Below are 14,047 nucleotides of genomic sequence, written 5' to 3' on the forward strand. Positions count from 1 at the left end.
GTCGAGACTGTGGGGAGGCGAGGAAGCCGGCGGCACCGGCGCCGCCCGGACCCACGGTCGCCTGCCGACCCCGCACCGCTGCCCCCGGCCCGACCCCGATGACCCCGCACGTATCCACGCTGGCGCGTGACCAGGAAAACTTGTCCAGGGCGGATAGTGCGTCCTGAATCTCCGTCATTAGAGTTGCTCAACAACCATCAACAGAGAGTTGCCGAGCATCATGACAGAGAAGTCGATCCCTGTGCCCTCAGACCCCTCCGCGCCCAGCGCCGAGGCCGTCGAACGCGCCGCCGCAGCCATCGTGCGCGCCTTCGCCGCCACCGACACCGCCGCGTACTTCGCCGGATTCGCCGCGGACGCCTCGTTCGTCTTCCACCCGGAGAACCACCGGCTGAACTCGCGCGCCGAGTACGAGGAGATATGGAACGGCTGGCTCGCCGACGGCTGGTCCGTCATCGACTGCGTCTCCAGCGATCCGCTCATCCAGACGTTCCCGGGCGGCGCCGTCTTCTCGCACACGGTCGACACGACCGTCGAGACCGGGGAAGGCCGGGAATCGTATCGGGAACGCGAGAGCATAGTGTTCCGCCACCTCGGCGATGGTGACCTCATCGCAATCCACGAACATCTGTCCCCGGTCCCGGACACCGCCGATATCCCTCCGGAGGGGGCCGGAGTCGCCGCCGAAACGGACACCACCACCGCCGAGGAGGTCGCACCGTGAACTGGTATCGCCGACTCGACGCCCGGTTGGCTGCGGATTCGGACGATTCGGGAGTCGTGCAGGGCAGGCTCGGCACCGGACGGATGTTCATGATCTGGCTCGCGGCCAACCTCGTCGTGACGACGATGCTCACGGGAACCCTCTTCGTGCCGGGCATCGACTACGGCACGGCGGCGCTGATGATCGCGGCGGGCACGGTGATCGGCACGATCGTCCTCGTGCTCATCGGCAACATCGGCACCCGGACGGGGCTCGCGACGATGGCCGTGACACGCGGAGCGTTCGGGGCGAAGGGCAGCTTCCTGCCGGTCGCGGCCAACGTCATCATCCTCATGGGCTGGAGCTGGGTGCAGGCGATGCTCGCCGGCATCAGCGTCAACTACGTCGTCGAGCAGACCACGGGCTTCTCCAACCCGGTCCTCTTCTCCGTCCTCTGCCAGGCGCTCGTCGTCGGTCTCGCGATCCTCGGCCATGAGGGCATCGAGAAGGCCGAGCCGTGGTTCGCACTCCTCATCCTCGTCGTCATGGCCTACATCTTCGTCACCGCGTTCATCGGCCACGCACCGAGCGAATACCTCACCATTCCCGCCGATGAGAGCCTCGGCTTCACCCCGGTCCTCGCGCTCGACATCGTCATCGCGACGGCGATCTCGTGGACCGTGCTCTCCGCCGACCTCAATCGGCTCGCCGGAAGCCAGCGCGCCGGCATCGTCGGTTCGGGGCTGGGATACATCACCTCGACGGTGCTGGCGATGCTGCTCGGGCTCACCGCCTTCAGCTTCATCCTCCTCGACGGGGGAGCGGCCGAGCCCTTCGACCCCACCGCGCTCGCCGACCGCTTCGGCTGGCCCCTCGCGATCGTCATCTTCCTCTCCGTCATGGCGACGAACACGATGGTCGTCTACGGCATGGTCAACTCCGTCATCGGCGCCAGGAAGCAGTCCCGGCTCCGCTTCCTGCCGGTGGCGCTCGTCCTCGGGGCGATCTCGATCATCGGGTCGACGTGGCTTGCGCTGCTCGACCAGTACACCGCGTTCCTCACCGTCATCGGGGCGTTCTTCGTGCCCGTCTTCGCGATCGTCATCGCCGACTACTACATCGTCAAACGGGGGTTCTACTCGAAGGACATCCTCCGTGACGAGGGCGGCATGTACGCGTACGTCCGCGGGGTGAACTGGGCGGCGGTCATCGTGTGGATCGTCGGGGCGTTCGCCTCCTACCTGCTCACCTATGTGTGGGCGAGCCCCGTGGGCGCGACGATTCCGTCGTTCGTCATCTCGTTCCTCCTCTACCTGGCCCTGTCGTGGTCGACGCGGCACCGCTTCGCCGAGGCGGCGCTGCGTGACGCACCTTCCCGCGGTTCCGTGGGTGGTCTGAGCGGCTGAGAAGGGACAGTCGAACGGGCAGATGTGGTGAAACGGGAATCATCGCAGGTCATCAGTGACGTCCGAGGTCGTGTCAGTGCCGAGTGCAACAATGGATCGCACAAGGAAATATCAGCGGGAAAGAGATCATGATCTTTTTCTCATGAATTGCAATCGGGCTATTCCATTTTATGTTCGAATAGTTTATCATTGACGTACGACGCACTATGATTCACAGATCGCTTCCCCGACGCTGTTGTCAGAGGCAGGTGAGCCAGCGTGAAAGACCTCCCCGGTGGAGACGGACGGCGGCCCGGTCGTGCCTCGGGCTCGCGGTTCGACGCAGCTGGTGCAGAAGCCGGTCCTCGGTGGCGCGACGCGCGCGATTCGGCTGCGACCACTGGGCGCGGTCCCGGTGAACGGTGCAGCACCGACGGCCTCTCTCCCGTTGATTCTGATTCCGCTCGACCGACGATTCGACTCGGGTCGAGGATCAGCGAACTCGCGGAGATCTCCGCACAATCCGATCAGATCCAGCTCCGCACGCTCGACGTCACGGCAGGCATCACGTTGGAGCGCGTCGTCCGGCATCTCGACGTCCCCCTGCCCGACGGCGACGCACCGTATCGCTTTGCCACGATCGCCGCATCCGTGCTCCGGCACGAAGTTGACGAGGCGGCTATGGATTCCGATCCCGCCACGCCGACCGACGAGACCGGCGAGGACGCAGCGGCACAGGGAACCGCAGCGAAGGGCACGTCCGCGAAGGGATCTCTCGGGCCGCGACGGAAACCGGCGCCCTCGACTCCCTTCGCCGCCGCATTCGACGCGATGGCAGCCGATGACGACGTGACCGCATCGACTGAGCTCGTGAGGGTGCCGCGCACGTCGACGACCGTGGCTCTCCGCGACCCTGCACTGCTGGCGTGGCGGCGGCGGTGCGAAGCGGCTCTCGCTCCGCCGTCGACGGAAATCGTCTCGGCCGAGACCGCGGAATCAGACGACGCGTCCGAAGCCCCCGATTTCCCGGGCTTCCGCCTCGACACCACTGTCTGCGAATGGGTGCAGGACAACGTTGCCGACGAGGACGTCATCGAAACCGCGACCATCCTCGGTCAGTCGATCGCCCGCACCTATCGGCACCTGCGCACGGCGATGACGATCATCCACGGGCTGCCGCGCTTCGCCGATCGCGTCCGTGCAGGCGAGTTCACGATCGCCCATGTCCAGGTCGTCGGCGACCTCTGCCGAACAGTGGCCCTCAGGTACCTCCCGGAGATCGACGAACACCTCGCCGAGCGCCGGGCCGATGTCACGAGCGACCGGCTCCGGACGGCCCTGCGGAAGTTCATCGCCGTGCTCGAACCGGCTGACGACCGATCGCAGACAGCCAAGGAGCGTCGCCGCGTCGATCTGCACACGTACAAGAACGGCTCGGCCTGCATGTCCCTGACAGGGCCGGCCGAGGAACTCCATGCGTGCTACCTGCGAGTCGAAGCGATGGCGCGCGCCATCCACTCGCGCAGAGGTGCGGCATTCGACCTGCCTCCCGGAGTCGAGATCATCGATGATCGCGCCTTCGACAACCTCATGTACGACATCGTCACCCGACCGCAGCCGAAGCTGAGCATCAAGGTGCGCCGCATCGACCCCGTGACCGGGGTCCAGTCGGTCGAGGAGGAACCGCTGCTCGACAACGACGGAAACCTGCTCTTCGACCTCGGACCCGACGGCACCATCATCATGAAGAACGCCACCTCGGTGAGCGACGCCTCAGCGGTCAGGGCCCCAGCGGACGGCACCGCGACGAACAGCTTCTCGGCGAACAGTGCAGGCGTGGAGGGACTGCCCCTTCCCGGGCACGGCACCGAGGCGGCCGATGCGGCCGATCGGGGAAGCGCGTTCGGCAGGGCCGGTGGCGATGAGACGCAGACCGTTGAGAGCTGGATCGCCGCGGAGATGCCGATGCACTCGTGGTGGATCGCGCTTCAGGCGACGATGGTCACCACCGTTCCCGTGATGTCCCTCCTCGGCGAATCGAACCTGCCGGGCACGCTGCCCGACGGTTCACCGATCCCCGCCGAAACCGCGCGGCGCATCGCCGGACACTGCTCCACCGTGACGAGGATCCTCACCGACCCGGCGACGGGCACCCCGATCGATGCCAAGGCCACGACGTACCGAATTCCCAATGATGTGCGCAAGACACTCATCGCCCAGTGGGAGTGCTGCAGCGTCCCCGGGTGCGCTCGCGCTGCCGTCAAGGCCGAGATCGACCATATCGTTCCGTTCTTCAAGCTCGATCCGCTCAAAGGCGGTCTCACTCGGTTCGGCAATCTCCATCCGCTGTGCAGGAAGCACCATGCCCTCAAGACCGCATGCCTGCTGCGGGTGCGGATGACGGAACCGGGCTGTGTCGAGTACGAGTTCCGACACGGAGTGACGGCGACCTCACGTGCTCCTGACCAGCCGATCGAGGTGGCCCAGGCGATGGAGCTCGCTGCGCTCAGTGGGATGAGACCCCACGTGGTGTGGAAGCCGAAGCATCCGGTCCCACCGCCGAAGTACATCATCGAGCTCGAACCGAACGAACAGCTGGTCAGACAGCGCCGCGAAGCGATGCGGAAATCCGCCGAGGAGACCGAACGCAAGCGCAGGATCCAGGAGAACTACGAACGCGCTCGTGATTTCGCCCGTCGGAAGAGGCTTGCCCAGCTGCTCAACTGGCGCAACGAGGTGTTCCCGCCGTGCCTGCCGCGAGGATCCGACCCGGTGACGATGAAGAGACTGATGCCCGGCCGCCGACTGTCGGTGAGCGATGCCCGGCGGCGTCGAGAAGACGCCGGTGATACCTGGGTGGAGCCGCTCGACCAGTTCTGGAGCGTGCCGATCACATGGCATCAGGACAACCGCGATGATCCTCCGCCGTTCTGACAGTCGTGACGTCGTCCTCTGCGAAGTCAGGTGAGATCGTCGTACTCGCCGGAGACCCACCGGGCATAACGGTCGGCCGAAGACTGCACTGCCGCGTGGGCTCCTCCGGTGATCGTCTGACCGAAGTTGCCGTACATGCGGTCGAAATCGAGATCCGACACCGAGGCGGCGATGCGCTGCACGACCGCAGCGGAGAGCGGCAGGTAGTTGGGGAAGCTGCGCATGAACGTCACCCACCCGTCGCGCACGACCGGCCCGATCGAATCGCCAGCGAGCATGACGCCGCTACCGTCTCCTCCTTCCCACAGGGCAAGCACACTGCCGGGGAAATGACCGCCGACTCGGTGCACCGAGACCTGGGGGAGCGGCTCGGTGCCGTCGTCGAAGAACTCGATGGCGGGACCTTGTCTCTGCAGCCATTCGCGATCTCGAGCGCAGACGTGCACCGAGGCATCATCGAACGCGGCGCTCCACGCGAGCTGCATGCCGAACATGTGCGGATGACTCGGGACGATCGCTGCGACTCCACCGAACGCGGCCACGGCCGCCACTGCTTCGGCGTCGATGTATGGCGGCACGTCGAAGAGAAGGTTGCCCTCCGACGTCTGGGCGAGATAGCACGTCTGCCCGATGCCGAGCCTCGGTTCGACGCGCAGAGCATGAAGCCCAGGTTCGCGCTCGTCGATGACGACACGGTGGCCCTCGGCCTCGAGGTCATCTCGGCTCACCCACTCCTGGCCCGAGCGCGGCACCCACTGGCGTTCATCGGCACAGATCGGGCACACCGCCGAGGGAGGAGGACTGGTCTCCACTCCGCAGTTGCGGCAGATCATCACGCCGGGGTCACTGGGTCCGCCGGGCGCGGGTGAGTCTCGTTCTGTTGCCTCGTCGCGTGGATCGCGTGCGTTCTCCGACGCGGGATCGGTCACTGTCTCACCCTCCTCGCTGAGTGTCTGAAGTCGCGGTTCGCTGTGGCACCAGTTCGCTGCGGAGCCGGTTCCGGTGTCGGTGCCGACCCTGCAGCGAGGTTCGCATGCCGACGACTTCGTCATTCATTCGAGCCTATGCCGTCAGTGCCCGAACCTCCTACCCCCAGCCTGCCCGGTCGCGGTGAGTCATCCCCGGAAGTGGAGTGCCGGCCCCGATGCGGTGGGTCACCGCATCCGGGCAGGCGAATGTCTGTCCCTCAAGCCGCGAGGGCTCAGCCCTTCCCGGCTTGCGCGGCGACGAGCTTCGCATGCGCACGCAGGTGGCCGATGAGGATGAGGGCGATGCCGAGGACGAACCACGCGACGAGCACCCACCACGACATCGCCATCGGCGCATCGGGGAAGTACGAGATGTCGCGGAGCAGTGTGCCCGCCGCGCCCGGCACGAAGAACTGGCCGATGTCGCCCCAGGCCCCGGCGAGGAACTCCTTCGGTTGAGTGAGCGAGGAGATCGGATTGCCGATGAACATCGTGAGCACGGCACCGATCGCGATGCCGCCCGGACCCATGAGCGACACGAAGCCGTTGATGATCGCCGCCGTCGACGCCACCGCCAGCCCGGCTGCGAGCGCATTCAGCCAGAACTCTCCCTGCAGGATGCCGAACCACGTCTGGAGGATGAGGGAGAGCGCAATTCCACCGAAGGCCCCATAGGCGACGACCGCGACGGCTCTCATCCGCCGCGAATGCACAAGAGTGCTGGTGAGAACACCACCGACGATGCCGCCGATCGACAGCGGCAGTCCCGCGATCGCCAGCCCGGCCCCTGTCGCATCGTCGTCGGAGAGCGGCACGACATCGGTGACCGTGACCTGCGGGACGTCCATCGCCGAGGCATCCGGCAGCGTGCCCGCACCCTCTCCTCCACCGGCGACGCTGGGAGCCTGACCCGGCGCCTGCGGGTTCTCGGCCGCCCGAGCAGCCGCCTCGAGTGCCTCCTGCATCTGCTCCATGCCGTCCTGCATCCCCGAGATCGCCTGGGAGTCGATGGACTGCTGCATCTGCGCGGCGAGGCCTCTCAGCTGTTGAGCCACCGCCGGCGACGCCGCCGAGGAGACGAGGATTTCCGGGTCCTCGCCACCGAGGACGAATGCCCCGTAGACCTCGCGCTCCCGGATCATCTGCTCCGCCTCGGCGCGGGTGTTCACGCGCTCGAGATCGAGCATTCCCTCCGGTGCACTGCTCGTGATCTGCTCGACCTGAGCGCTGTCGCCGACGGCGGCCATGGGCAGGTCCTTCGGGTCGGCCGTCACCGTCGGCCAGCTGAATGCCAGAAGGACGATGCTGACGATCGCCGCCGCGAACAGGGCGACGAGGATCGCGCGTCCGACACTGTGCTTCGGCAGCTCATCGCCGATCGCGCCGGGGGCGGGATCCGCTGCCTGGTCCCCGCTCGCACCAGCGGCTCTGCCTCGATCCCCGCCCTGATCAGCGGCTTGGTCCGCGGAGTCGGCGCCGAGGTGGTCGTCGTCGCCGTCGGTCCCCGGAGCACCGCTTCCGGAGTCGGAAGAGGTCCTGAGAAGTCTCGTGGTCATGGTCGTCCAATCCTCGAAAACGAATGCACGTTCATTTTTACGCCGTGGTCTACAATTAATCAAGAATGAACATTCGTTTTTGGGGGATCGGTGCCGAAGGTCACAGAGGAACACAAGGCTGCGATGCGCACGCGCATCCAGGACGCCGCGCTCGCATGCTTCGCGCGCAAGGGCTTCGCGGCGGCGTCGATGGCCGACATCGTCAAGGAGGCCGACCTGTCGGCGGGGGCCGTCTACCTCTACTACTCCTCGAAGTCCGAACTCATGGTCGCCGCCGGTCAGCGGATCATGGAGGAGCGCATCACCGTGCTCGGCGATCTCGATGACACCGAGGCGGTGCCGCCGCCCAGCGTCGTCTTCCCGCGGCTGCTCGATGCGATTCTCGACGACACCCCGTTCCCCTCTCTCGTCCTCCAAGTCTGGGGCGAAGCCGCCCGCGTGCCTGAGTTCGCGGCGATCGCCGAGAAGATCTTCGCCGAGGTGCAGGCCCGCTTCGAGACCTACCTCGCCGCCTATTTCCACCGCACTGCCGGTCTCGACGAAATGGTGGCGCAGGCGCGTGCACGCGAGACGTCACCGGCGGCACTCGCGATGGTCCAGGGCGGCATCGTCCAGACTGCCGTGCTCGGTCCGGCGGTCCGACCGCGCGTCACCGGGTCGATGGCCGCGCTCCTCGCCGAGCTCGAGAGCTGATCCCGCGGTCACCACGATCCGAGACAAACGATACGCAGTGTTGCGGAACGAGAGACCTGCGTGAAAGGCTCGGCCCATGACGCAGGCCACACCGAAGGGTCGACCGCTCGACCCCGAGCTCACCGACCGCGTGCTCGCCGCTGTGCGCGCCGAGGTCGCGGAGCACGGCTTCATGAACCTGCGCATCGAGAGCATCGCCACCACCGTCGGCTGCGGGAAGACGGCGATCTACCGCCGCTGGCCCACCAAACCCGAACTCGTCGCCGCCGCCATCCTCGACACCCTCGAACTCGGCGAGATGCCCGACACCGGCGACGTCGTCGACGATCTCGTCGCGCATGCGTGGCAGAACATCGAGAACTTCCGCCGCTCGCTCGGCGTCCGCACGCACGGAAACGGCCTCCTGCTCGCGATGTTCAACATGGACGTCATCCCCCTCATCTCCGCCGACTTCATGGAGGAGCGCCATGCCAGGGGCCGGGCGATCCTTGCCCGCGCCGTCGATCGCGGACAGATGAGCGCCGCGCTCGACCACGATCTCATCCTCGACACGCTCGCCGGACTCACCCTCTTCACGATGACACTCCGTACCGAGAGTCCACTGCCGGACGACGCTGCGCTCACGGACAGATACCGCACCCTGGCGAGATCCCTCGTCGGCGCGGAGCACTGAGACCGGCCGTGCCGGCGAGACCACCGCGCGATTGACCGCCACACGGCTGGCCGCCACACGGCTGGCCACCCGGCGATACGACCACCACTCGATACGACCCGAAAGGATCACCATGGCCGCGGCCCACCTGCCCGCCACCGTTCCGGGCACCGAGCACCTGCTGCTCACGGGGGCTCGACTCATCGACGGCACCGGACGGGACCCCGTCCTCGACGCCGAGATCGAGATCGACGGCGATCGCATCGTCTACGCGGGACCGGCACGCCGTGAACGGTCCGGACCGCGGGAGTCGGGAGCTGTGCCCGGCGAGCCTGAGCCGCAGCCGATGACCGGAGAACCGGGAACCGCCTCGGCGAGCGTCGGCCCCAGCGCCCATCGTCCCCGCACGGGCGCACGCACGATCGATCTGCGCGGGGCCACCGTTCTGCCCGGTTTCATCGACTGCCACGTCCATCTCGGTCTCTCCATCGAAGACCAGACCGCCGACGCCGACCGCTTCGCCACCGAGCGCACCCTGCGCACCGCCCTCAACGCCCGCCGCACCCTCATGGCAGGAGTGACCACGGCACGCGACCTCGGCGGCATCGACCGCGGGTTCCGCGACGCCATCGGGTACGGCCTCATCCAGGGCCCGCGCCTGCATCTGGCGATCTCCGCCCTCTCACCGACCGGCGGTCACACCGACTTCACGCTGCCCAACGGCCGCGAAGTGCCTATGCACCTGCCCGTCGACCCGATCATCGACACCGACGACGAGGTGCGGCGCACCGTCCGACTCCTCGTCCGCTCCGGTGCCGATGTCATCAAGGTCTGCACGACCGGCGGCGTCTCGAGTCCCTCCGACACTCCCGACGACCTCGGCGTCCCTGAGGAACACGTTCGTCTCATCGTCGCCGAGACCGCCAAACGTGCAGGTCAGCCCGTTGCCGCCCACGCCCAGGGCGCCGCCGGGATCAAGGCGGCGATCCGCGGGGGCGTCCGCTCGGTCGAACACGGCTACGGCATCGACGATGAGGGCATCGACCTCATGCTCACCAGCGGCACATTCCTCGTGCCTACACTCAGCAGCGCACTGCGCGTACCCGACCCCGCCGTCGTGCCCGCGTACCTCTACGAGAAGAAGGTGCGCTGGTCGGCGATCGCCCGCGAACGCGTCGCCGCCGCACTCGCCGCCGGAGTGAAGGTGGCACTCGGCACCGATGCCGGAGTCTGCCCGCACGGTGAGAACCTCCGCGAACCCGTCCACGCCGTCGAACTCGGCCTCACTCCGATGCAGGCGATCGTCGCCGGAACACAGACGGCAGCGCAGCTGCTGCGCCTCGACGACGAGGTCGGCACGATCGAAGCCGGCCGCCTCGCCGACCTCCTCGTCGTCGATGTCGATCCGCTCGCCGACATCACCCCGCTCGCCGATCCCGACAGCATCAGGGTCGTCATGCAGGGCGGGACCGTCGTCAAGGACATCGATGCGCGCCTCACCGACGCCCCCGTCCCGCCGCTGCTCGCACGCTGATCCGCCCGACCGGAAGCATTTGACCCGACCACCCACCGACCCGAGCACCGATCAACCACCGACCCGACCAATCACCGACCAGAGCACCCACCGCGAAAGGAACCACCCCACCATGACGATCGACTTCACCGCCGAGGCCGCCGCGATCGGCGCTGAACTCACCGCCCTCCGCCGGGACCTCCACCGGAATCCGGAACTCGGACTCGATCTGCCCTTCACCCAGCAGCGCATCCTCGACGCGCTCGAGGGCCTGCCGCTCGAGATCACCCTGGGCCGTGAGCTCAGCTCTGTCGTCGCCGTGCTCCGCGGCGGCCGGCCCGGTCCGACGATCCTCCTGCGCGGCGACATGGACGCCCTGCCCGTCGTCGAGGCCACCGGCCTCGACTTCGCCTCGACGAACGGGAACATGCACGCGTGCGGCCACGACCTCCACGTCTCCGGCCTCGTCGGCGCCGCCACACTCCTCGCCGCGCACCAGGACGAGCTCGCCGGCACCGTCGTCTTCATGTTCCAGCCCGGCGAAGAGGGGCAGGGCGGAGCGAAGATCATGATCGACGAGGGCATGTTCGACCTCGCCGGCCAGATGCCCGACGCCGCCTACGCGATCCACGTCGCCCCCGGCGTCCCCGGCACGTTCGTCACCCGCCCCGGCTCGATCATGGCCGGCGCCAACACCTTCCACCTGACAATGCACGGCAAGGGCGGCCACAGCTCCCGACCGCAGGACGCGGTCGATCCCGTCCGTCCCCTCCTCGAGTTCGGGCAGGCGGTGTACTCGATGATCACCGGGTCCTTCAGCGTCTTCGACCCCATCGTCGCCGAGGTGACCCTCCTTGACGCCGGCAGCGCCGTCAACATCATCCCGTCGACGGCGACGCTGGGCATGTCCGTGCGCACCCTGTCCCCGGAGACGACGCAGCGGTTCCCCGAGCTCGCGACCCGCCTGGCCGACTCGATCGCCGCAGCTCACCGATGCACCGCCGAGGTGGTGTGGAACGAGCAGTACCCCGTGACCGTCAACGACGCCGCGGAGGCCGCGTTCACCCTTGAGACGCTCACCGAGACCTTCGGCGCCGACCGCGTCGTCAACGCCCCCGACCCCGTCATGGGCTCCGAGGACTTCTCCTACGTCCTCGAGGAGGTTCCCGGCGCGTTCGTCTTCCTCTTCGTCACCCCCGAGGGCGTCGACCCCGACACCGCGGCGGTCAACCACTCACCAGAGGTCCTCTTCGACGACCGACACCTCGCCGATCAGGCCGCCGCTCTGGCCACCCTGGCCTGGAAGCGGTCGCAGCGCGGCTGAGGGGTCAGGCCGAGGAAGCAGGCTGAAGGGTCAGGCTGCGGCCTCAGACGGTGTCGCCGTCGGCATCGACGGAGTGGACGCGGTCCTCGCGCAGGGCCACCTTGTCGACCCCGTCGAGCTCCATGAGCAGCGGAACGAGGTGGTCGAGGGGGCGCTTGCCCTCGAACTTCACGTCGATGCGCACCATCTTCGCACCGTCTTCGGCCTCGAAGCGCTGGGAATCGAGGATCGTGTTCGAGAAGCCCATCGTGCTCGCCACCCCGAGGATCTCCCGCAGCACCCCGCCGCCGTCGCGGTAGACGATGCGCAGCAGTTTGCCGCGGTTGCGGTCGGGGATCCTGCGGATGAGCGGGGCGACGACGAAGAGCGTGAGCAGGTGCAGGCCGGTGAGCATCGTGGCCAGGGCGAGCATTCCCGCCCCGCACGCCATGCCGACGGCGGCGCACACCCAGATCGAGGCTGCGGTGGTCAGCCCGCGCACCATGTTCCGGCCCTTGAAGATCACTCCGGCGCCGAGGAAGCCGATGCCGGAGACGATCTGGGCTGCGATCCGCGAAGGGTCGAGCTGGACGTCGCTGTCGAGGACCCCGGCGAACCCGTAGGCGGAGACGAGGGTGAACGCGCACGTGCCGATCCCGACGAGGACGTGCGTGCGATAGCCGGCGCTCTTCTGCCGGAACTGCCGTTCGAAGCCGATGAGCGAGCAGAGCACGAAGCTCGCCAACAGCAGGGTGCCCTCGAGGAGGATGTTCGAACCGAAGATGTCGCCGAATGAGCCCATAGTCGCTCACCTTAGTCCGGTTGCCCCGTCGAGAGCACGGTTCCGGTCATCGCCGGGTGGGACAGCCGGGACAAGACGAGTGGGACAGCCGGGACACGGAGAACTCCGCGGATGATGTCATCCGCGGAGTTCGAAGAGGAAGGCTGGCCGGGCCGGAGCCCGGAGCGATCAGGACTGGGGGACGAGGCTGCGATCGAGCGCCCGCGCCGCGGTGCGGAGCTCATCGGCGTAGCCGGCGACGACCTCCTCGGCGTCGGTGAGTCGCCAGTCCGGGCCGTAGGAGTCGCGCGGCAGAGTGATCTCGACGTTGTCGCCGACGAGGTCGAGACCGATGAACTCGAGCACGGCACGCAGCTGCGCGCCGGACATCCCACCGCCGTGGCCGCCGTAGCTGATGATGAGCGACGGCTTGTCCTTCCACTCGGCGAAGAGGTAGTCGATGGCGTTCTTCAGCGACGCCGGGTAGCCGGCGTTGTACTGCGGGGTGACGAAGACGACCGCGTCGGACTCGTCGATGATCCGCGCCCATTCCTTCGTGTGCGCATTCTGGTAGTCGCCGAGCGCCGGCATCCGCGGCTCGTCGAGCAGCGGCAGGTCAAGATCGGCGAGGTCGATGATCTCGGTGCGCGCATCGGCGGCATCGGAGATGATCTCGGCGACGGCGGAGGCGATCTGGTCGCCGACGCGCACCGGTCGGACGCTGCCGACGATGATGCGGATGAGCGGGGTGGACGGGGTCTCAGTCATGGGTGGTGGTCCTTTCGACGTCTGTGGAGGTGATGGGGATGGAGCTGTGTCAGTTGCAGCCCTCGGGGCCGCAGACGGCACCCTCGGGGTAGTCGTCGGCGCCGTCGGTGCCGGTGCCGGTGAGCACGGTGAGCTTCCGGCTCTCGTCCCACGCGGTCTCGAGCGCCTGGGTGAAGACCGGCGGCTTCTGCGCGCCGGAGATTCCGTATTTGCGGTCGATGACGAAGAACGGCACCCCATTGGCGCCGAGCATCCGGGCCTGAGCGACATCGGCCTCGACAGCGTCGGTGTACGCGTCGGATTCGAGGACCCGACGGGTCTCGGCGGGATCGAGCCCGAGCGACTCACCCACCTCGGCGAGGTAGTCGATGCTTCCGATGTCACGACCGGACTCGAAATGCCCGGACATCAGCGCCTCCTCGGCGGCCGCCATGACACCGTGGCTCTTGGCGAAGTGGAGGAAGCGGTGGGCGGTGAAGCTGTTCGCGACGACGACGGAATCGAAGTCGTAGTTGAGGCCCTCGCGCGCCGCCTGCTCGCTCACCTGGGCGAACATCTGCCGCACCTGTTCGGCGGGCATGCCCTTCGACCGGCTGAGGTAATTCGCTTCCGACTCCTCGACATGGGCGGGAAGGGTGGGATCGAGCTGGAAGCTGCGCCACTCGACCTCCACGTCATCCTTGTGCGGGAAACCCTCGAGCGCGGTTTCGAAGCGACGTTTGCCGATGTAGCACCACGGACAGGCGATGTCCGACCAGATCTCAATTTTCATACACTTTTCAACTACCTGC

12 protein-coding genes are annotated in these 14,047 nt (G+C 67.3%); 7 read left to right on the forward strand and 5 right to left on the reverse strand.

Annotated elements, in window-relative coordinates:
- Positions 1–241 precede the first annotated feature (241 nt).
- From ACFQ91_RS04240 to ACFQ91_RS04250, 3 genes are all read left to right on the forward strand, one after another.
- Complete coding sequence (locus ACFQ91_RS04240) at positions 242–724, forward strand: nuclear transport factor 2 family protein (RefSeq protein WP_232623543.1); 483 nt, start codon at positions 242–244, stop codon at positions 722–724.
- Entirely contained in the window at positions 721–2,109 is a 1,389-nt protein-coding gene (locus ACFQ91_RS04245) for a cytosine permease (protein ID WP_332839520.1), read from the forward strand. The genes ACFQ91_RS04240 and ACFQ91_RS04245 overlap by 4 nt, the downstream gene beginning before the upstream one ends.
- Before the next feature lie 660 nt (positions 2,110–2,769).
- Entirely contained in the window at positions 2,770–5,022 is a 2,253-nt protein-coding gene (locus ACFQ91_RS04250) for an HNH endonuclease signature motif containing protein (RefSeq protein ID WP_211977886.1), read from the forward strand.
- A gap of 26 nt (positions 5,023–5,048) precedes the next feature.
- Here ACFQ91_RS04250 and ACFQ91_RS04255 read toward each other — a convergent pair whose 3' ends face one another.
- Together ACFQ91_RS04255 and ACFQ91_RS04260 are read right to left on the reverse strand one after the other, a co-directional pair.
- Complete coding sequence (locus tag ACFQ91_RS04255; protein ID WP_198498352.1) at positions 5,049–5,750, reverse strand: hydrolase; 702 nt, start codon at positions 5,748–5,750, stop codon at positions 5,049–5,051.
- Between the two features lie 473 nt (positions 5,751–6,223).
- A complete protein-coding gene (locus ACFQ91_RS04260) occupies positions 6,224–7,546 on the reverse strand; it encodes an ABC transporter permease (protein ID WP_232623544.1) in 1,323 nt (440 codons plus the stop codon).
- Between the two features lie 123 nt (positions 7,547–7,669).
- Between ACFQ91_RS04260 and ACFQ91_RS04265 the strand changes: the two genes are divergently transcribed.
- The 4 genes from ACFQ91_RS04265 (at position 7,670) to ACFQ91_RS04280 (ending at position 11,728) form a co-directional block, all read left to right on the forward strand.
- Positions 7,670–8,239 (forward strand): TetR/AcrR family transcriptional regulator, encoded by a 570-nt coding sequence (locus ACFQ91_RS04265; protein ID WP_198498353.1) that lies wholly within the window; start codon positions 7,670–7,672, stop codon positions 8,237–8,239.
- A gap of 76 nt (positions 8,240–8,315) precedes the next feature.
- Complete coding sequence (locus ACFQ91_RS04270; protein ID WP_198498354.1) at positions 8,316–8,912, forward strand: TetR/AcrR family transcriptional regulator; 597 nt, start codon at positions 8,316–8,318, stop codon at positions 8,910–8,912.
- A gap of 112 nt (positions 8,913–9,024) precedes the next feature.
- The gene (locus tag ACFQ91_RS04275) at positions 9,025–10,425 is read left to right on the forward strand and encodes an amidohydrolase family protein (RefSeq protein WP_198498355.1); all 1,401 of its coding nucleotides are present in this window, start codon (positions 9,025–9,027) and stop codon (positions 10,423–10,425) included.
- Between the two features lie 112 nt (positions 10,426–10,537).
- A complete protein-coding gene (locus ACFQ91_RS04280; protein ID WP_198498356.1) occupies positions 10,538–11,728 on the forward strand; it encodes a M20 family metallopeptidase in 1,191 nt (396 codons plus the stop codon).
- Positions 11,729–11,771: 43 nt separating this feature from the next.
- Here ACFQ91_RS04280 and ACFQ91_RS04285 read toward each other — a convergent pair whose 3' ends face one another.
- The 3 genes from ACFQ91_RS04285 to ACFQ91_RS04295 form a co-directional block, all read right to left on the reverse strand.
- Entirely contained in the window at positions 11,772–12,509 is a 738-nt protein-coding gene (locus ACFQ91_RS04285) for an MgtC/SapB family protein (RefSeq protein ID WP_198498357.1), read from the reverse strand.
- 168 nt (positions 12,510–12,677) lie between these two features.
- A complete protein-coding gene (locus ACFQ91_RS04290; RefSeq protein WP_198498358.1) occupies positions 12,678–13,256 on the reverse strand; it encodes an NADPH-dependent FMN reductase in 579 nt (192 codons plus the stop codon).
- Positions 13,257–13,305: 49 nt separating this feature from the next.
- Entirely contained in the window at positions 13,306–14,028 is a 723-nt protein-coding gene (locus tag ACFQ91_RS04295; RefSeq protein WP_198498359.1) for a DsbA family oxidoreductase, read from the reverse strand.
- Positions 14,029–14,047 lie beyond the last annotated feature (19 nt).

It is taken from the genome of Brevibacterium sp. NPDC056726 (assembly GCF_042790515.1).
GTDB classification, from domain to species: Bacteria; Actinomycetota; Actinomycetes; order Actinomycetales; family Brevibacteriaceae; genus Brevibacterium; species Brevibacterium sanguinis.